Origin of the sequence: Paenibacillus sp. N3/727 (assembly GCF_022637315.1) — a bacterium.
Classification (GTDB): Bacteria; Bacillota; Bacilli; order Paenibacillales; family Paenibacillaceae; genus Paenibacillus_AQ; species Paenibacillus_AQ uliginis.
On sequence record NZ_CP093336.1, the window covers coordinates 3372904 to 3391451 of the forward strand.

19 protein-coding genes and 2 pseudogenes are annotated in these 18548 nt (G+C 46.4%); 3 read left to right on the forward strand and 18 right to left on the reverse strand.

Annotation, left to right across the window (positions count from 1 at the left end):
* Nucleotides 1-20 precede the first annotated feature (20 nt).
* From MNQ98_RS29635 to MNQ98_RS15455, 13 genes are all read right to left on the reverse strand, one after another.
* Nucleotides 21-752, reverse strand: coding sequence for a BMC domain-containing protein (locus MNQ98_RS29635; protein WP_277883661.1), 732 nt, complete (start codon nucleotides 750-752; stop codon nucleotides 21-23).
* 14 nt (nucleotides 753-766) lie between these two features.
* Nucleotides 767-1423: a cupin domain-containing protein gene (locus MNQ98_RS15400; protein WP_241929048.1), complete on the reverse strand. Its 657-nt coding sequence runs from the start codon at nucleotides 1421-1423 to the stop codon at nucleotides 767-769.
* A 43-nt stretch (nucleotides 1424-1466) separates the two neighbouring features.
* The gene (locus tag MNQ98_RS15405) at nucleotides 1467-1730 is read right to left on the reverse strand and encodes a EutN/CcmL family microcompartment protein (RefSeq protein WP_241929049.1); all 264 of its coding nucleotides are present in this window, start codon (nucleotides 1728-1730) and stop codon (nucleotides 1467-1469) included.
* A complete protein-coding gene (locus tag MNQ98_RS15410; protein ID WP_241929050.1) occupies nucleotides 1717-2037 on the reverse strand; it encodes a BMC domain protein in 321 nt (106 codons plus the stop codon). Before MNQ98_RS15410 ends, MNQ98_RS15405 begins: the two co-directional genes overlap by 14 nt.
* A complete protein-coding gene (eutJ, locus tag MNQ98_RS15415) occupies nucleotides 2038-2877 on the reverse strand; it encodes an ethanolamine utilization protein EutJ (protein WP_241929051.1) in 840 nt (279 codons plus the stop codon).
* Nucleotides 2835-3539 (reverse strand): cobalamin adenosyltransferase, encoded by a 705-nt coding sequence (locus MNQ98_RS15420; protein ID WP_241929052.1) that lies wholly within the window; start codon nucleotides 3537-3539, stop codon nucleotides 2835-2837. Before MNQ98_RS15420 ends, eutJ begins: the two co-directional genes overlap by 43 nt.
* Before the next feature lie 19 nt (nucleotides 3540-3558).
* Nucleotides 3559-3990, reverse strand: a complete 432-nt coding sequence (locus tag MNQ98_RS15425; RefSeq protein ID WP_241929053.1) for a EutP/PduV family microcompartment system protein — start codon at nucleotides 3988-3990, stop codon at nucleotides 3559-3561.
* Nucleotides 3987-4340: a BMC domain-containing protein gene (locus MNQ98_RS15430; RefSeq protein ID WP_241929054.1), complete on the reverse strand. Its 354-nt coding sequence runs from the start codon at nucleotides 4338-4340 to the stop codon at nucleotides 3987-3989. The genes MNQ98_RS15425 and MNQ98_RS15430 overlap by 4 nt, the downstream gene beginning before the upstream one ends.
* A 176-nt stretch (nucleotides 4341-4516) precedes the next feature.
* A complete protein-coding gene (cutD, locus tag MNQ98_RS15435; RefSeq protein WP_241929055.1) occupies nucleotides 4517-5581 on the reverse strand; it encodes a choline TMA-lyase-activating enzyme in 1065 nt (354 codons plus the stop codon).
* Entirely contained in the window at nucleotides 5568-8123 is a 2556-nt protein-coding gene (gene cutC / locus MNQ98_RS15440; protein WP_241929056.1) for a choline trimethylamine-lyase, read from the reverse strand. The genes cutD and cutC overlap by 14 nt, the downstream gene beginning before the upstream one ends.
* A 221-nt stretch (nucleotides 8124-8344) precedes the next feature.
* Nucleotides 8345-9487 (reverse strand): 1-propanol dehydrogenase PduQ, encoded by a 1143-nt coding sequence (locus MNQ98_RS15445; RefSeq protein WP_241929057.1) that lies wholly within the window; start codon nucleotides 9485-9487, stop codon nucleotides 8345-8347.
* A gap of 36 nt (nucleotides 9488-9523) precedes the next feature.
* Nucleotides 9524-9817 (reverse strand): BMC domain-containing protein, encoded by a 294-nt coding sequence (locus MNQ98_RS15450; protein ID WP_241929058.1) that lies wholly within the window; start codon nucleotides 9815-9817, stop codon nucleotides 9524-9526.
* Nucleotides 9818-9839: 22 nt separating this feature from the next.
* Complete coding sequence (locus MNQ98_RS15455; RefSeq protein WP_208919810.1) at nucleotides 9840-10136, reverse strand: BMC domain-containing protein; 297 nt, start codon at nucleotides 10134-10136, stop codon at nucleotides 9840-9842.
* 314 nt (nucleotides 10137-10450) lie between these two features.
* Here MNQ98_RS15455 and MNQ98_RS15460 point away from each other — a divergent pair, with 314 nt between their 5' ends.
* Nucleotides 10451-11398, forward strand: coding sequence for a choline kinase family protein (locus MNQ98_RS15460; RefSeq protein WP_241929059.1), 948 nt, complete (start codon nucleotides 10451-10453; stop codon nucleotides 11396-11398).
* A gap of 345 nt (nucleotides 11399-11743) precedes the next feature.
* Here the strand turns inward: MNQ98_RS15460 and ant(9) are convergent, their stop codons facing one another.
* The 5 genes and pseudogenes from ant(9) to MNQ98_RS15485 all read right to left on the reverse strand — a co-directional run.
* Nucleotides 11744-12529 (reverse strand): aminoglycoside nucleotidyltransferase ANT(9), encoded by a 786-nt coding sequence (gene ant(9) / locus MNQ98_RS15465; RefSeq protein ID WP_241929060.1) that lies wholly within the window; start codon nucleotides 12527-12529, stop codon nucleotides 11744-11746.
* Nucleotides 12530-13106: 577 nt separating this feature from the next.
* A complete protein-coding gene (locus tag MNQ98_RS15470; RefSeq protein ID WP_241929061.1) occupies nucleotides 13107-13835 on the reverse strand; it encodes a GNAT family N-acetyltransferase in 729 nt (242 codons plus the stop codon).
* A gap of 54 nt (nucleotides 13836-13889) precedes the next feature.
* Nucleotides 13890-14102 carry a GNAT family N-acetyltransferase gene (locus MNQ98_RS15475; RefSeq protein ID WP_241929062.1) on the reverse strand — a complete coding sequence of 71 codons (213 nt, stop codon included), beginning with the start codon at nucleotides 14100-14102 and terminating at the stop codon, nucleotides 13890-13892.
* A gap of 69 nt (nucleotides 14103-14171) precedes the next feature.
* Nucleotides 14172-14588, reverse strand: a pseudogene (locus MNQ98_RS15480) (hypothetical protein); the annotation flags it as partial.
* 322 nt (nucleotides 14589-14910) lie between these two features.
* Nucleotides 14911-15239, reverse strand: a pseudogene (locus MNQ98_RS15485) (aminotransferase class I/II-fold pyridoxal phosphate-dependent enzyme); the annotation flags it as partial.
* A gap of 453 nt (nucleotides 15240-15692) precedes the next feature.
* Here MNQ98_RS15485 and MNQ98_RS15495 point away from each other — a divergent pair.
* The gene (locus MNQ98_RS15495) at nucleotides 15693-16637 is read left to right on the forward strand and encodes a DMT family transporter (RefSeq protein ID WP_241929063.1); all 945 of its coding nucleotides are present in this window, start codon (nucleotides 15693-15695) and stop codon (nucleotides 16635-16637) included.
* Nucleotides 16638-17145: 508 nt separating this feature from the next.
* Nucleotides 17146-18327 (forward strand): multidrug efflux MFS transporter NorA, encoded by a 1182-nt coding sequence (gene norA / locus MNQ98_RS15500; protein WP_241929064.1) that lies wholly within the window; start codon nucleotides 17146-17148, stop codon nucleotides 18325-18327.
* Nucleotides 18328-18548 lie beyond the last annotated feature (221 nt).

Consider the following 18548-nt stretch of genomic DNA (forward strand, 5'->3'; position numbering starts at 1 on the left):
ATCCTCCTCTCGCTTACTGCTTACTGTTGATAATACTGGCGGAACCGCTTGAGCAGTTTCACTTTGTTTGCCTTGGAAATTGTCGTCATGCTCATCCCATACGCGGGACTGCACTCTCTGGCCAGTCCGCGCAGCTTCAAGACTGTCATCGTTTCCAGTAGCTCCATTGCTTTGTCAAGCCCAGATTCCTTTACCAGCACATCAATCTGGTGCTTGAATGGACTGTCTAGCTTTGCCGGATCTCCATTGTCCATTTCCGGACTGGCGTCTTCAGCCGCAAGATCCTGATCGGGATCGGCCGCCATTACAGGGAAGCCTTCTTCGCCACCGCGATTGATTGAGGCATTGGGCGCCGCGTCCATTGGAACATCAGACACTGTGTCCGGTTCCGGAGTCTGCTCCGGCATCTGTTCTGCCACCTGAGTATGCTGCACTTGCATCGCGAGCTCGTCCTTCTCCTTGGTAATGTTCGAAACGCTGCGCCGACCGATGATGCTCGCTATGTCGTTGTGGGGTCTTGGAATGACATGCCGGCTGATGAGCACATCACTGCCCAATTGTTGCGCCGCGGAGGCACCTGCTTCCACGGATGCTTGAACAGCGCCGACATCGCCGGTTACCGCGATCGTGACTAGCCCGCCACCCACATTGCACTTTTCTATCAGTTCTACCTGAGCCGATTTGAGCATGATGTCCAGACATTCAATCGCCGGAAGAAGTCCCCGCGTTTCAATTAATCCAAGCGCCTGCATGCTACCACCTCCTGTTACTGCAGCTTCCGATCAGGACCGCCCGCCGGAGAAGTCATATAAAACATTCTCGCGCAGTCCGTCGATCCCTTGGTCGCTTTTACCCCTTTGGGGATGAAGAGTACATCTCCCTCATGAGCAGTGAAGGTTCTCTTGTTCAAAGTGACATCGAGCGAACCTTCCAACACGATATAAGTTTCTTCGTGGTCCGTCTCCTGCTCGAAGCTATCGTGATCGACAGTCAGAAACCCTGCGCTCATCGGACAATCCGGTTTCCCGATTACCTCTTGACGATATACCTTGGCACCGTATGTTCCCGTTTCGTAAGCTTCCATTTTTACCGTTCGACCCCGCACAAGTTTCAAGCCAGTCGGATCCGTCTCCGCCTGATAAGGTGGCTCAAGAGTCGTTCCCAACAGCTTTTCAACCAGTCCTTTTTCCGATAAAATCTTGAAAAATGTAAAAATAGCATTCATGTCGAGATCATTCTGAGTTTCGCAGCCTGCGGCCTCGGAACTCATAGTCCCATAAGGCTCATTGGTAAACTCTAACCCCAGCTCTATTGCCCTATCTCGGGCCGCCGGTGTCACAATCGTGTTACTGTCAATGCAGCACCGCTTCTGTCCGGAAGCCACCCATTCTTCCACATCCGCAGCGCATATCAGTTTTTTCACAGTTCTCGCCCCCTCTCGCTGCATTCGATTTCTGTTCGAATATTTATTCGAACACGCAGTTCGCGTCGATGATGCCGACGACGACGGCATCCACAGGAACATCGTCTGTTTGCAGCATTTTTCGGGCCGAAGAGCCAGTGCAGACAATCACTCGATCGCCTATGCCAGCGCCGATCGTATCGACGACAATCAAACGGCGCCCGTCGTCGCTTCCGCCAATCACCTCGGCCAGCATCATTTTCATTCCCACAAGGGAATCTGCTTTACGGGTAGACCAGATATTGTGGATCAATTCAGCCGCAATCATCGCATTCCTTCCTCCCCGCTTTTCCGCTCCTCTGCTTAATCTCGGCGATGGCATCCTCTACGGAAGCCGTGTCACCAAAAATGGCGAGAAGAATCATGTTCTGCGGGCAGCTGCCGCGAATATCCTCCACTGTCACGCCCACCACTTTTTCAGCTACATCAGCGGCCCATATCATATCAATCAGTCTCCCCTGCACTAGTCCAACCGCGTCGCATTGGGGAACTTCCCGACTACTGGGCGCTCCTCTGCGACGAAGCAAAATGTCTAGCGTCCCCTTGGAAGGAGATTTGATAATCCGAAATTCCACTCACATCGCCTCCCGCGTACAATTCAGAGCAATGCCCAGCGGCGTGACAAACAGAGGGTTGCTAGGCTTATAGGTAGGAATACCAGTCTTCTGCTCAATGATCGTCTCCATACCGGACAGACAGCAGGTTCCGCCTACCAAGTACAATTCCTTGACCTCATGGCCCACAACATGGCGGTTGATGATGGAGGAAACCTTATCGATGACCGGACGGAGCAACGGCAGCAATTCTTGGTGATGGGCAGGGTCGCGCTTGAAGCAATCCGCCTCAGAAAAACTCATCTGGTATGCCCCGGCAACCACCAAAGAAAAGTGGGTACCTCCCGTTGCTTCGTCGGCGACATAGACAACCTTGCCATCCTTCAGAATCGTAATGCCGGTCGTTCCGCCACCAATGTCTACAATGGCTCCGTCGGATATTTGCAGCACGGCATTAGCCGCCGTAGGTTCATCCAGTAAAGCCGTAACTTCAAAACCCGCACCCTGAATCACATGCTTGATGGCGCCAGCATCCAGTAAATCGGTTCCCGGAGGAATCGCCGAAGCCGCATATTCTAGTTCTACACCTAATTGCTGCTCCAACTGCGCTTTAAGCTCCCTCACGATCTGAATTGCTCCTAAGTAGTCCACCACCATTCCATCGCGGACAACATCTGCGTAGCGGTAAGCTCCCGCCACCGGCTTCCGAGAGTCATTGAGCACCGTAAGCACCACACAGGCCGTTCCCAGATCCACACCGGTATAGTAGAACGAAGACCGTCCTGGAATCGGTTTCTGGATGACAGCTTCAAATTGCTTTACCAGTTGATCGCAGTATGCAAAGGGTTTTGTCTCAGGCATGTTCTACCTCCTGTAGTTTTGCAAATAAGTGAGCTCAATGTGTTAATCATATAGTTGATTTCAGGAATAATCGGTTCCTCCGGCTTTACTTGGGGCCTCCCTTCTGCGGCTTCCAACACCGCAAACCCAAGCTCGCGCAAAACGCTGCGCAGACGGTGGAGCAAAGCAATTTCTCTGCCCTTTTCCAATTGAATGTGAAACTCTGTTACCTCAAAGCAATCTCCCGCATCCTCAAAAAGAACATCGGCAGTAATGCCGGTACAACCCTGGAAAGATAAATCGGCAGTGGATGTGCCGCCTCCTTCCCCTTTCTGGAGGGCAGAAAACAGCCTTGACAGCTCTAGCACCTTCTGGGCCAGCAGCACATCCTGCTCCAGCAGCTCCTGCCCGGTTAACAAGAACAGGGCTGAGACGGACTGCATCTGACAGCGCAGCTTCCCACGCCGCCAATCCGGCTTTTCTGCCTGTCGCTCCGGATTCGGGAGTGACTCTTGCTTTTGTTCCTGATTTTGCTCTTGCGTCCCATAGGACACGGCGATCTGGCGATCCGTCAAAAATTGGCGCGCCTCCGGCGTCAATCGGCTTCCATGCTCCACCATGTATGATGTAAAAGGCTCTAGCCTGTACACATTGCGCAATTCCATTTCGGTAATAAATTTCATGGTATCAACTCCACTCTTATTACCCGAACAAATAACGTTTCAATTCCCCGATTCCCCTTCCCACGGGAAGACTAATGCGGAAAAAGGGTTCGGTTATCCCGCTACGTTTTAAAACTTGTACACAGTAATTCTCATTTTCCAGCGCAAGATCGGCTTTGGTTATTACACCGATAACCGGCTTCGTGAAAAAAGATGCAAAGCCGGGCGAGTATACTTCCTGATGCCGGGACTGGTCCATCATAATCAAAATTTGGCTCGCGTTCTGCGCCGTTGCAATCAAATGGCTGTACATCCAGGTATTCTCGACATACGCGCCCGGCGTATCGATCGTCTTCGGCCCGTAGATAACATCCTGCGTCCGCCGTAGCGGGCGATCCGTACCGTCAAGCGCATGGGCCAGCGTCGTTTTTCCACAACCTGTAGGGCCGATCAGCAAAATACGTTTTTTCATGTCCGTGTAATTTCCGCCGTCGCAAAGCCCAAACTATCGCCCAACGTCTTAATGATGGCTCGTAACGCCGTTTCCACACTGGCTATATCCCCAGTAAGAAGCACCGAACCGGTAAAGCGATCCAGAAAGCCGATTTCCACAACTGCCACCTTGGTGGCGATATCCGCGGCAATAATGGAGGTTTCAGTGGGCGACAGTGTTAAAATGCCGATAGCCCCCGCTTCATCGATGCCCAGTCTTTCATACATGTCAGGCACGGGTGAAGCAATGATATGGGCCAGCGTCACTTGTTTGCCCGGCACCGACTCCTGAATAATCCGCCCGAGATCAGGCCCAGCAGGCTGCTGCATAAGCGTCCTCCTAAAAATTTTGCGAGTTTGTAAAGCGCTGGCTTTACCCAAGCGTAAACGGCTTTGTCGTCTTTGACAGGTGAAGCATACGTTTCGCGGAGAAATCTAAGGTTAAAGTATGGTGACAAACTTATACTTTCTTAGATTTGAACAAAACTGGCTTCGGAAGCATAATCTTAATGTTTGATTACCCGAACCGGGAAATCGTATTGGCTTATTTGACGTTCAATACGCTCCAGATCGGCTTCATTAAGGCTTAAATCGCGTTCAACGGTGTAAACCATATCCAATTGCCTGTATTTGTTAATCCCCAGCTTGTGATAAGGGAGCAAATCGATGCCTTGAAAATTCCGGTATTCCTTAAAGGGAAGCAGAAACTCCACCGTTTTGCGGATCGTGTCCTCATCATCATTGAGCCCCTTCATTAGCGGCATCCGCACCTCTACGTTATGTTTGCGAGTGATCAGTTCCCGCAAGTTTTCGAGAATGCGCTCGTTGCGTACACCAGTCAGTTGATAATGGCGGTCTGAATCCATATGTTTCAAATCGTACAATATCAGATCGGTATATTCGGCCATGGCCAAAATCGCTTCCGGTTTGGTATGCCCAGAGGTTTCAATGGCCGTATGGATTCCGGCGCGCTTGCATTCCTTAAGCAAATTGACCGCAAATTCAGACTGCGCACATACTTCGCCGCCGCCCAACGTGACGCCGCCGCCGGACGTAGTGTAGAACAGCATATCTTGCTCTACAATTTCCACAATTTCCGATACCGTCATATTCATCCCGACGATAGAGAGTGCCCGTGCGGGGCAAACCTTCTCACATTCCCGGCAGCCAATGCACTCGATCTTCCGGTCAACCACATGCTGCGGCTTGGACGGATCCTGCGAGCCGGAAGTGGCAAAACGGTGGATTTCCCGGGGACACGCCGCAACACATGCGCCGCAATCGTTGCACAGATCCCGTTGGTACATCACCTGATATTTCTTTTCCAGACCCTCCGGGTTAGCACACCACTGACAGCGCAGGGGACATCCCTTGAAGAAAACAAGCGTCCGGATACCGGGTCCGTCGTATATGGAATATTTTTGAATGTTGAAAATACGTGCCTGCCTTTCCGGCATACCTGACTCCATAGCTGTGGCTCCTTCCTTTGCCGCATATCTAAATGCCTGAATGTCTCTTCCCCGGCGTACAGCACCGGAGAAGAGGCACGGGGCTATTTTAGAAATGCTCAATCATTGTTCTGCTGATGATCTCATCCTGTACTTCTTTACACAACTCCACAAAGTATGCGCTATAGCCAGCGACCCGAATGATTAAATCACGGTATTGATCAGGATTTTGCTGCGCTTTAATCAGCGTTTCATTATCCACATAACTGAACTGCATTTGGCCGTTTCCGAGAATGGAGGCTGTCCTGAGCAGATTAATCAGTCCGTTCTCTCCTTCAGGTGTTTCCAGCAAACCGCGCAAAAGCTTGAAGTTATGCACCATACCAATATTCATGGCCTCGACATCTATCTTGCTCACCGATTTGATGATAGCCGTCGGTCCTTTTTTGTCATGGCCCTGGGTAGGGCTGATACCGTCGGACAGCGGCAACCAAGCTTTGCGCCCATTGGCGGTAGCACCGGTCATCTCACCGAAAGGCGTATTGTTCGAAATAGAGAGCGTACCATGGCTGAAGGTAGAATACAGCGTTTTAAATTTGCGGTGATAGTTCTCAGTCCACCCGGTGATATCGGCGGCGATGCGATCGGCATAATCGTCGTCGTTGCCGAATTTTGGCGCGTCCAGACAATCCTTGTAGATCTGCTCATAACCTTCGAAATCGGCAAGCAACGCGTCACGGATTTGTTCGAGCGAATATTTTTTGTCATCGTAAACCAGCTTCTTGATGGCAGCCATCGAATCGGCGTAAGTTGCCAGACCGGACCAGATCAAACCAGGTCCCCAGTTATACATGGCGCCACCGGCGGATACGTCGCGACCACTATCCATCGTGCCTTCATACATAATCGACATAAGCGGCTTCGGCGCATAATCGCGGTGAACGCGCTGGCTGATTACAGTACCCACTGCGGAAAGCTCGGTGATGTATTCTACCTGCTTCTTAACCGCCGCTTCAAATTCCTCATAGGTCTTGAAGTTGCGCAAATCGCCCATGTCCAATCCTGGCTCGCTTCCGTGCCAAAGCATTTTGCCACGGTTAAGGACGAACTCAATGGCAATCGGCCACTGGGTGTATCCGGTGGAGGTCCACTGATACAAGCGTCCAGATTTTTGCGGCTCTACACAGCCCATCAGACAGTAATCGCGGGCATCTTCGATACTGCAGCCCTTCATCAGCATCATCTTGATGTGGGAATCGTCGAAATGGCAGGCCGGGAAGCCCAAACCCGCACGGACAACATCCACAATCTTCTTCAAGTATTTCTGAGGAGAACTATTGTGGATACGGCAAGCGAGCGAAGGCTGATAAACGCCGACATGACGTACTGCATCCATGAGCAGATAAGTCAAGTCGTTGGTGGCGTCGCCGCCCTCTCGTTTTTGCCCGCCAACACACATATTTACGAACGGTTGATAGCCGGCAAAAAACTTGGAGCCGCCCGCGCTAGAAACCCACATCATTTCCGAGCATTTGATCAGGAAACAACCTGCAATCTCGAATGCTTCAAACTCTGTCAGACGGCCGGCTTTTCTGTCCGCCTCATAGAAAGGATACATATATTGGTCCACACGACCGACAGACATGCCTGTCTGATTTTCTTCCACTACGAGCAAAGATTCTACGGTCCAGACCGATTGCATTGCCTCATGGAATGTAGTCGGCGCATGAGCCGGCACGCGAGCGTTGACCTCGCCGATTTTTTGCAACTCTGCCTTGCGCTTCGGAGTTGTTTCTTTAGCAGCCAGCTGGTATGCGTATTCAGACATCCGTTTGGCATACGCCATCACGCCTTCAGTCGTATCCAGCACGGATTTATAGTAATAGATTTTGTCGATGTCTTCAGGGTTTTGCATGGACAGCTTCGCAAGATGCTCCTTGGCTTCCCGCTGGATATCCAGCATCCCTTTCTTCATAAGAATGACATCGTAACCTGGGTTGGAGTCTCCGCCGCCGTTGATCTGATGATAGGAAAGATCGCTGACGAACGCTTCGCCGGAAAATTCCCAAAGACCGGCATCCCGGTATTGCTGTTCACATACTTCATCAACCGATTTGGCTTCCCAGAACGGGAACAGCTCCTCGTGCATGAGCCGTTTGTCTTCCTCGGAGATGTAGAACGGATCCTGAGGACGGTTGTGAATGGTGTCGAGCTCATCCCGGGTCCAGCGCCAAGCAATGTCAGGCGAGAAGGCGCCCGCGCGCGGCGCACCGCAAGGATGACCAACGATCAACTCGTTGTCCTGGATGAGCAGCGGAGCCTCTTCACACGCTTTACGGAAAGCCTTAGCACGCAGCATAATCGCTGGCAGACCTGAATTTTCCTTGTACACCTGAGTAAAGGCTCTGGCACGGTAGGTTGTAATACTTGGCGTAGCGGTCAAATAATGTTCTTTCAAAGCCCGCAAACGCTTGGTCATTCCTTCCGGGTATGCGCACTCTTCCTTACGAAGCTGGCCGGAGCCGTCTGCTGCCAGCGGCTGAGCTCCCTTATCCGAAAGTTCTTTTGATATTCCCTGGAACAGCTTCATGATGGCTTCTCGTTCTTGTGGAGCCATGGCCTTCGTTGCTTTGGCAAATTTGCTTGAAAACTCATGAATATCCAATATTTTTCCCTCGCAATCTTGTTAAATTTATATTATTTAAAGTGCGTGTTCAAAAAGGTCGTTTTTCAGCACCGAGAAAGTTGGATGAAGCTAGGGCCTGAGGAGCGGAGTGTACGTTTTGGGTACATGAGCACCGGAAGGCCCGGCTGAATTCAAGATTCGATGCCGAGTCCACTTCATGATTCACTTCGTGATCAAAAGCGGACTTTTTGAACTACCTCTTAAAAGCTTTTACGGTAAATGCGCTCCAACTCTTCTTCCGTTGGCTGACGAGGATTGGTTGGCGTACAGCGGTCAGCCATTGCGGTCCGCGCCATGCGGGACAGCGCCTCATCAAAAGCATCCTGATCAACGCCAAGCTCACGGATTCCGTGTTCGATACCGATGGATCGTTTCAACTTTCCAATTGCCTGGATCAGACATACGGTTCCTTCACGGGCGGTTCGGGCCGGCAAGTGCAGCAGCGAAGCGAGCCTAGCATAACGTTCACAAACCCTGTCTATGACTTTTCCGCCCAAGTTGGCGTTATACTCCATTACTGCCTCTAGAAGCAGTGAATTCACCCGTCCGTGAGCAATGTGAAACGTTCCGCCAAAGGCGTGGGACATACTATGAACGATACCAAGACCGGCGTTAGTAAACGCCATTCCCGCCATACAGGATGCATTCTGCACCCGATCCCGCGCCTCTGCATCTGCTGGATCATGGTAAAGCGTTTCCAGATGAGCAAATACCAATTGAACGGCCTTCTCGGCTAACGCATCGGTAAAGTCGGTCGCTTTGGTAGAGACATAAGCCTCCAGCGCATGGGTCAGAACATCCATTCCGGTGTCCACCACTATTTTGTTTGGCAATTGCTTGGTAAGGGTGGAATCGAGAATCGCTATGTCCGGTGCGATAAAATCGTCCACTATGACGATTTTGTCTCCGTCCACCGTAATCACCGAAAAGTCGGTCACTTCCGATCCGGTGCCGCTGGTGGAAGGAATGGCGACAAACAATGGTTTGATAAAAGGCGCGTCTTTCTCCTGTGCATATTGCCGGGCGAAGTACAGAACGCCCTTCGCTGTATCAATGACGGAGCCGCCTCCCAGCGCCAGTAACACATCAGCGCCGCTTTCCCAATACACTTGAAGCGCTTCGGCCACAATACTCACGCCCGGATCGGGCTTAACACCGGTAAACACTACAGTGGAGATTCCTCCGCTTTGCAGTAGATCAACCACCTGCCCTAGATAACCCAGCTTCTCCATCATCTGATCGGAAACGATACAGGCTTTCGTGCCTTGAATTTCCACCAGTCTCTTCAGTGATTGTTCGCCTGAATATACCTTCGATTTAATAACAAAGATGTCGTTTATCACGGTCACCTCCCTTGAATTTCTGTTGATAACCTGCCCCTAAGAAGGAAGGGCATAGCGGGCTATGATCTTTTCAATGTCTGGGTGTGGGTTAGGAATAACGTTTGAACTGTACACCTCTGCCCCCATCGCCTGTACAGCGGCGACGCCAGTATCTACTGCAGCCCTTACAGCCCCTACATCTCCGCGAACAAGGACAGATATATAACCGGACGCCACGTTTTCGTAACCGATCAAATCTACATCGGCCGCTTTGCACATGGCATCCGCCGCTTCCATGACGAATACAATTCCAAAGGTTTCAATGAAACCCAGTGCATCATGCTTGCTCATGACCTCTCTCCCTTCCCGGCAATTATGCGTGAATTGCATGCGCTTTCACAATTCCTGCAATAGAACTGAGCGGACGCGGCATCACATTATGGGCAGTGACTTTGCCAATCTTCGCTGCCGCTTCAGCGCCAGCCTCTACTGCCGAACGAACCGCCGCGACATCACCTTTTACCATTATCGTTACGAGCGTGGAACCAACATTCTCGTACGATACCAGAACAACATCTGCTGCTTTAAGCATAGCGTCCGCCGCTTGGATGGCAGGAACCATGCCCAATGTTTCCACAAGCCCGAGAGCTTCTTCTCCCCGGTATTCCATTCGAACCTCACCTCACCTGGGTATTTGTATTTGTGAATTTGCTGTAATACAGATACTCAACTCCTACTAGCAGGTTAACATAGGTTCTCCCCGTGATTATGGAGGATTCGGTAGCTGATTTTAGGATTCTAATGCCCCCTTTACCGACAATCTGGTACAAAAACGTCTTTCTTGCACGACAAGTACCAGAACGTCCTCAAGCTCGTCCATTTCATTGAATTTCTCCTCCTATCTTGCTATAATTGTGGAAAAATCTGTGCGGCGAGTGTATACATTGTTAAAGCATGTATATGGAATGCCGAGAAAAGGCCATCATGAAACCTCTAACCGACTTTTTATCCAAACAAATGAATATGGAAGACCTGGTGCAGCAAAAACTCCGTCTTTTTTTTGAAGATGAGAGTATTGTTTTTGACAAATCTCGTTTTGCGGGCGGGTTGACCAATTATAACTACATTATGAATATCCACGGAAAAGAGTATGTGATTCGCAAGCCCGGTAACCTGACTGATCAAATGATCGACCGCAGGATAGAGCGTGTGAACAACGGCATCGCTTCGGAGTTTGGCGTGAATTCGGAATGTATATATTTTGATGAGGAAAGCGGCATTAAGATCAGCAAATATATTCCCGATAGCACAACGCTTGCCGCGGCTGGCCCCTCGGCTTTGCAAAGTTTGCAGGCCGTTTCTTCTTTACTGAAGAAGATTCACGGTAGTCCCAAGCACTTCCCTAACAAGTTTGATTGGCTCAGTGAACTTGCCAAATATGAAACCATTGTCACGCAGATCAACGGTGAATTGTTTTTTGACTACGCATCCTTAAAAGAGCAATTGCTTCGTTTCATGCAAGACCATCTCAAAAATGTCATTTCCGTACCTTGCCATAATGATACGGTTCCGGAGAATTTTCTCGTAGATAGGGACGGCAGCGTATATTTGATAGATTGGGAATATTCCGGAATGAACGATCCGGCCTTTGATATTGCCGCGTATATCATTGAATCGCGTTTGACAGCAGAGGCGATTGACCAATTGTTTGAAGCATATTACGGAAATACATTTACACAGGATGATCTGATGAAGGTCAAATGTTACATGATGGCCCAGGATTTGTTATGGACGGTATGGGCCCTGCTGCGTCATTATACGGGGGATGATTACCTGGATTACTGTTCGCTGCGCTATAACCGCCTGCGTCGGAATATTCAAGTATTAAGCATGCGACCGGATTACCCTATTGCCAACATGGTGATGCCCTAGTACTAGCCGTCGCTTGCGCTGGAATGAGAAACTTTCGGATGTTTATCCAGTCCCTTTAAAAACGATTGACCGGTTAGATAATATACAAAAACCTGTACTTTCTTATCTAAAAGGATAAAAAAGTACAGGTTTTTTGTAAGCCTATAAACACGTTTATGGTTAACATGAAGCCCTTCGCGTTTCAGGGCCACTGGCATCAAAGTAAGGATGTAAGCCGGTTAGTTGCAATGATCTGAATCCCTCAGCCACTTGACTCGGAGTAACACCCATTTTTATAGCGACAGTATTTGTGGCTAGTGCATTAAAAATGTTGTGTGTACCAAGTAGCGGTATATAAAATTTCAGTTAAGTGATAAAACAAGATTCTATAGAGTTTTTCATATGATTAACGAGTGCTGTCACCTCGGAATCCAGTCCTTCCCACTTATCAACATACTCTCCTCGGTAGGCTTTTCTGGCTAAGTCGAGTAAAGTCGAATATTCTTTGGGTAACCGAGGTAAAGCCCATTTTGCAGCCACATCTTTTGGAGAAATTTCACCGATAGACACTGTCTGCCACATTCGAGCCAGGGTTAAAATTACATTACGCTCATCACCTTTGATACCCTCAATCAACCCAGGCAAAGACTCCTTAATCGCTCTTCGAATATCTGTCATCGGAACGGGGTCAAGTATATCTGAAGCATCAGGACCAAATAGAGAAATGCTATTCTTTCTCGCTTGTGCTAAAACAATAGCTAAATCAGGGTCATAGGTTGGTTCCTGGATTTGTCCTTTCTCAAACTCACTCCTGAGCCACTCACCATAGGTAAATTCATTTCTTGGTGGATATAGCCAAGGTACAACATCGCTATGGTTTATAACCGTGACTTCAAGTGGTCTCACAGAATCTGTATTTCCTATCTTTCCAGAAATAAGCATTAGTCTGTCTGTTAGTTGTTTTCGAGTTACTTCAGGTAAACTATGATTCACGACCACTAGGACATCTACATCACTGTTAATGCGTAAGCCACCATTTACTGCAGAACCAAATAGATAAACCCCGACTATCGAACTTCCAAGCAACCCCTCTACGATTTTTAATGCTTGCATCGCTTGTTTTGGTATTTTTTCGTTACTCAAATCGCTCATCAACTACAAACTCCTCTCCTCTGATTTTGTTCGCATAATGTACGTTTTTATTGGTTTCTTTGGAATTAATTAAATGACCGATTACTGAACAAAAGAAACATTTTTTACAGAACATTTTATCAAACGTTAATATAAATTATCGTTCTTTATTTCAAAACTACATCAGTTCCACCGCGTAGCGTTTCTCGTCCTGCCATATGCACCTCGCTGAAGTCGAACGGATCATAACCTCACTGCGACTTTTTGGCGGGCAAGCTCGCTGTCTACCTCATAGGTATTGCCGCACAGTTGGATGAAGCCGTCTTATTCGCCGTTCGCTACTCATATAGCTCGTTTAGCTCGGCAACGGGAGCCGCTTGTGAGGCCTGTCACTAGCTAAAGCATAATCATAAATCGAAGGTAAGTTAATCGAGATGTATTCAACTAACTAATCCCTTTCACAACCTCAATGCTCTGCGACATCGAATATTTAAGTTATAAGTAGCACAAAATCCTACATCAGGATGCTACATTTCACCCTGCTGCAGCGGCGCCAGTTCGCCAACAAAGTATAATGATTTAATTTTGAGTCGGACTCTCAGTCAGTAGAGTCGGGAGAAATCACATCCCATTTTCCAAACAGTGTTAGACCCGCCGCTTTTGCTAGCGACACAGACGCCAGTTTATCGAGCTGGCATCGGTACTGGGGTTCGTATCCCTGATCACACGCGTACTTGCTGATTGAACGCACCACTTTGCGGGCGTAGGCTTTTCCTCTAAAAGGCGTCAGAGTCAGTACGCCGAGATCGGCAATTTGCGCATCCTCCCAGGGATACATGTTGGCGGCGCAGATCAGGCGGTTTTGTTCAAATGAGCCGAACACCGCCCAGTGATCCAATTCCACATATGCGTCATCCAAATCTTGTTCCGAGGCGGAGGACTGGAACTCCGAGAAAACCGCATCATCTTGCTCTGTTAAGTGACGCAAGTCACCTTCCAGGTTTTCTTGCAGCAATTCGTTCTTATTGGCTTCTGAAAAATAAAAAAGATAATCTGCGCCATGCAGAGTGACTCCCGTTTCAATCAATTTCTGGCGAAAGATCGGCTCAGACAAGTCTTGTACTTGATACAGGCCTATCTTATCAGCCGGCGCAGGCGTCAGGACCGCCATAACCCGGCCGTCGGATGTTTCCAGCACTATGATCCAACTGTCTTCGCTCAGGTCAGGGTTGATGGCGACAGTGAAGACTTCGTCGCTATAGAGGACGTCTCCGTTAAAAAATTGCGTACGCCAAAAATCAGTTATCGTTTGTGAAAATAAAGACATATCCCTTACTCCCCCTATAATAAAAATTCTATCTAGTTTCATTTGGTTTAATATTTATATTTTAATAATCGCTAACATATCTTCATTTTCTTTATCCATACCGACTTCAACGAAACCAAAGCTGGCGTAAAAGTCTTTCGCTACAGGATTATTTGGATTGTAACAGATCTCGATCTCTTCTAATCCACCTGTCTGCTTAATTTCATCAAGGGCTAACAGCAGAGCTTTGCGCCCGATGCCATTATTTTGATAGTTCTGATCGACCATAAATCGCCAAATTGATATTCTCCGTTTTGTTTCAGGCCACCCACATGAAAAATCCGACAGGCTTACCGTCTAAACAAATTGCGCGTGTTTGATAGGAGGGGTTGAGCTTTTTCCCACAATAATTTCTGCTATTTTTTTAGCATATTCTTCTGTATCAAAATCCTCATAATTACTTAATACTGCAATAGTCAAACGTTCTTCTAGGAAGCGCATAAAGTGTGAACTGTAGCCAGCCCAGGATCCTGAATGTGCCAAGTAATGACAATCAAAATCTTCCCCAATAGACAAGCGAAAAGCATAGTCTTCATTGTCAATAATGATCTCACCAGTTGGAGTAGTTTTGGGGCCAATCTCTCCTATTTTTTTAAGAAGTTCTTTTCCACCAACAGTACCTGTAGTGAAGTTTTGTCCCCATTTTACTAAGTCTTCAACATTTGTATGAACTTGTCCATCTCCTGTATGTTCCCAAGGACTTTCCCGAATTTCTTCCGTAAAAAAACAATTTGTGAAATTTGGGGGCAACAGCGATTGGAGGAATGATTCGTACGTGAAGCGTCTCACAACAGACAACGGGGGCGTCCCAGGTCAATGGACCTTTTGGGACACCCCCTTTATTTTTTCGTGAACGTAACTGCCCGTTAGTTCAACGCCCTTGTACCGTTCTACATCTATTCTATTTCGGCTCTAGAAATAAACCATTTCCATAAAGCTTTATGGATTCCTCCTCATAAGTAAACAAAAGAGCTTCAACCCACTGCAGTGAAAAGTTGAAGCTCTCTCTAGTTTCTTCTATATGCTGAAGTTTTCATCACACCGGCTGCATCATCTGCATAAAGCTTCCCATCCGCTCCAGCGCTTTCTCCAAATCGACGAGAGAGGTTGCATATGAGCAGCGAATAAAGCCCTCTCCGCCTGATCCGAATACATGTCCGGGTACGACCGCCACCTTCGCTTCTTCCAGCAGCCGAAGAGCAAACTGCTCAGATGACATGCAGTAGAAGTAATTGAAAGGAAGGCATAGAAAGCCCCCTCAGGCTCGTGACAGTCCAGCCCGATTGCATTCAATCCGGCCACAAACAGCTTGCGGCGTTCATTGTAGCTCGCCATCATCTCATCCTCGGCAGACAAGCCTGCTCTATCATAACTGTTCCGGTCAGATTGCACGGATAATTGATCATCAAAACCTTTACAGGCAAGATGGTTTCTAATCCCTGCAAGGTATAGCGTTTAACTTCTTCAGCCGATGTTCCTAGAATCCTGTTCCTTAATTCTCCACGTTGAGCCGCCAAGTATGATGTAAAGTAAATAAAAAAACTAATAGACAAAGTGATATGATTATGGTTATTATAGATATATTATGTCTCTTATTGGAGGTGATTCACGTATTATGAAGTATTTAAAAGCTACAAATTATGCCTTTCACACAATGCATTTTCTTGCAATGGACACAAAAAATAAACTAATCGGTGTTGATCCACTCTTATTTTTAAATTAATTACGGATATAAAGAGTCTTTTAAATCTTCGATCATAGTAGAAAATAATTTTAATCCTATCCATTACAATAAAAAAAATAAATGGAGGCAAATTTATGCAAATCGCACTTTTTTTAATTATGGGGATAATTATGGGAATGCTTTTTCCTATTCAGGCATCTATAAGTGCTCGTTTAAGCTCTTATTCAAAAACACCTTTAACAGCTTCGTTCATCGCATTTTCTTTGGGATCGGTGATACTACTCATTATTAATTTAATAGTAAATCCTAGAGGAATCAGTGTTGGGATTGATTTTTCATACCCATTGTATGTTTTTATCGGTGGAGCAATAACTGGTATTGGCTTTCATGTTACTAATATCATTCTTTTTTCAAAACTAGGTGCTTCAGTAACAACAGTAATAACTGTAACTGGGCAAATGATTGTAGGAATTTTAATCGATCACTTTGAGTGGTTTGGTGTACCAGCTAAACATATTAGCATTACTAGAATAATCGGAACTATTATTATGATTTTGGCTATTTCATTGGTTCAATCTAAAAAGAAAAAAGGTTTAACTCAAGTGTTAGAAAGTAAGAAAAAGGATAGTAAATCAATCTGGATAATTATGGGTGTTTTAGCTGGGTTTTTACCACCATTGCAAACCGCTATTAATGGAAAACTTCGCGTTGCAACGGACTCTCTTTTAGGAGCTACTTTTATTTCTTTTTTTGTCGGCGCGATTATTTTGCTTATTTTGATATTGATTACTAAACGTCGCTTAGAGATTCCTTTGTATGACGCTCAGAAAAAACGCATTCCTATTTGGGTATATATGGCAGGTATATTTGGCATATTTATTGTAACAGGTAACATTGTCTTATTACCTGAACTTGGATCGGTTCTAACTACTATGATTTTTCTATTGGGACAAATGATTATGGCTGTAATAATCGATCAGTTTGGAATATTTAATTTACAAAAAAGGAAAATTGATAGTAGAAGAATTGCCGCTCTAGTATTGACTATTATTGGAATAATATTTGTTAAGTTCATATAATCTTATACGCCAGATATGTTTTGCCCACCAAGTAGCATTGAATAACCCTTATATCTGAACAAAAGAGCTTCAACCCACTGCAGTGAAGTTGAAGCTCTCTCTAGTTTTCTTCTAAATACTGAAATCAATTTAGATGAAGTCAATTTCAATCAATGGTGATAGTTCCATCACACCGGCTACATCATCTGGATAAACCTTCTCATCCTCTCCAGCGCTTTCTCCAAATCAACGAGCGAGGTTGCATACGAGCAGCGAGAAGAATAGCGATGGAATGACGGTGGAACAACAAAATCAAACTTGTAACATTGAGAACTGTACACAAAAAAGCATTACTCTAATCATCAAGTAATGCTTTTTTGTTTATTAATTTTGGCAAGGAAGAGGTTACTTCTTAACCCTCTTTCCACACAATTTTCCGATTACCCGATTTCCATAAACCCATTGACTCTCCCCTTAGGAGAAACTTTATATTGCTAGAATGCAGTTTTCTTGAGAAAGGAATTTCATTATGCACAAAAAACAAAATCTGACCTTAGCCATATTATTGCTGAACTTATTCATAGCCTTTTTGGGCATTGGTCTTGTTATTCCAGTAACCCCTACAATAATGAAAGAGTTAAATATATCGGGAACAGTTGTCGGCTATATGGTTGCATCTTTCGCGATTATGCAGCTGCTTACATCGCCAATTGCAGGCAGGTGGACAGATAGTTTTGGACGCAAGATCATGATCGTTATTGGTCTGCTTTTCTTTAGTTTTTCGGAGTTTTTGTTCGGAATCGGAAAAAGTGTTGAGGTGCTCTTTATCTCGCGTATGATTGGCGGTGTCAGTGCAGCATTCATCATGCCGGCTGTGACAGCCTTTATCGCCGATATTACAACAATGGAAACACGTCCGAAAGCACTGGGCTATATGTCCGCATCCATTTCAACAGGCTTCATTATCGGTCCTGGTATTGGCGGTTTCCTGGCGGAAATCAGTACTCGCTTGCCGTTCTACTTTGCGGCAGTCTTTGGATTATTAGCAGCTATTATATCGATCAGCGCACTTCGTGAACCAGAGAGAAATCCTAAAAATAAAAAAGAAACAGGTCAAAAGACAGGGTTTAAACGTATTTTTACACCCATTTATTTCATCGCCTTTATGATTATTTTAATTTCAGCATTTGGTTTGGCCTCGTTTGAATCGTTATTTTCTTTATTTGCGGATCATAAATTTGGCTTCACACCGAAGGATATTGCCATCATGATTACTGGTGGTGCCGTCCTCGGAGCCATTGCCCAAGTCATCTTTTTTGACCGCTTAACCAAATGGTTTGGAGAAATTCGCGTCATTCGTTACAGCTTAATTTTCTCGACAACTCTTGTACTATTACTAACCTTTGTGAACTCCTATTATGCAATTATGCTCGTAACCTTTACCGTTTTCATTGGATTTGATTTAGTACGGCCTGCTGCGACGACGTATTTATCTAAAATTGCCGGCGATGAACAAGGATTTGTTGGAGGAATGAACTCCATGTTTACTAGTATCGGCAACGTATTTGGCCCAATTATTGGCGGGATGTTATTCGATATCGATTTAAACTACCCTTTCTATTTTGCAACAGTCTTCTTGGCAATCGGTATTGGATTAACCTATGCTTGGAAGATGCCAGCACATCTTAAAACCAGCGTCAACAAGTCGTAGCGACTTTGTAGTCCATTGAGCGTATTCTTTATTTTGGGTATTCGGATTTTTCTGTGGAAACTCATTTTATTTAATTAATGTTCATATAGGGGTATCGTCGGGAAAATCGGATTTACAACGCTAAGCCCATTTTTAAGACGATTCCCCCGATTTTAACAACGCTAAGACAATTTCAGTGGTCTTAGAAAGTGCTCCCTGTCAAGTAGATAGTATAAAAAAAC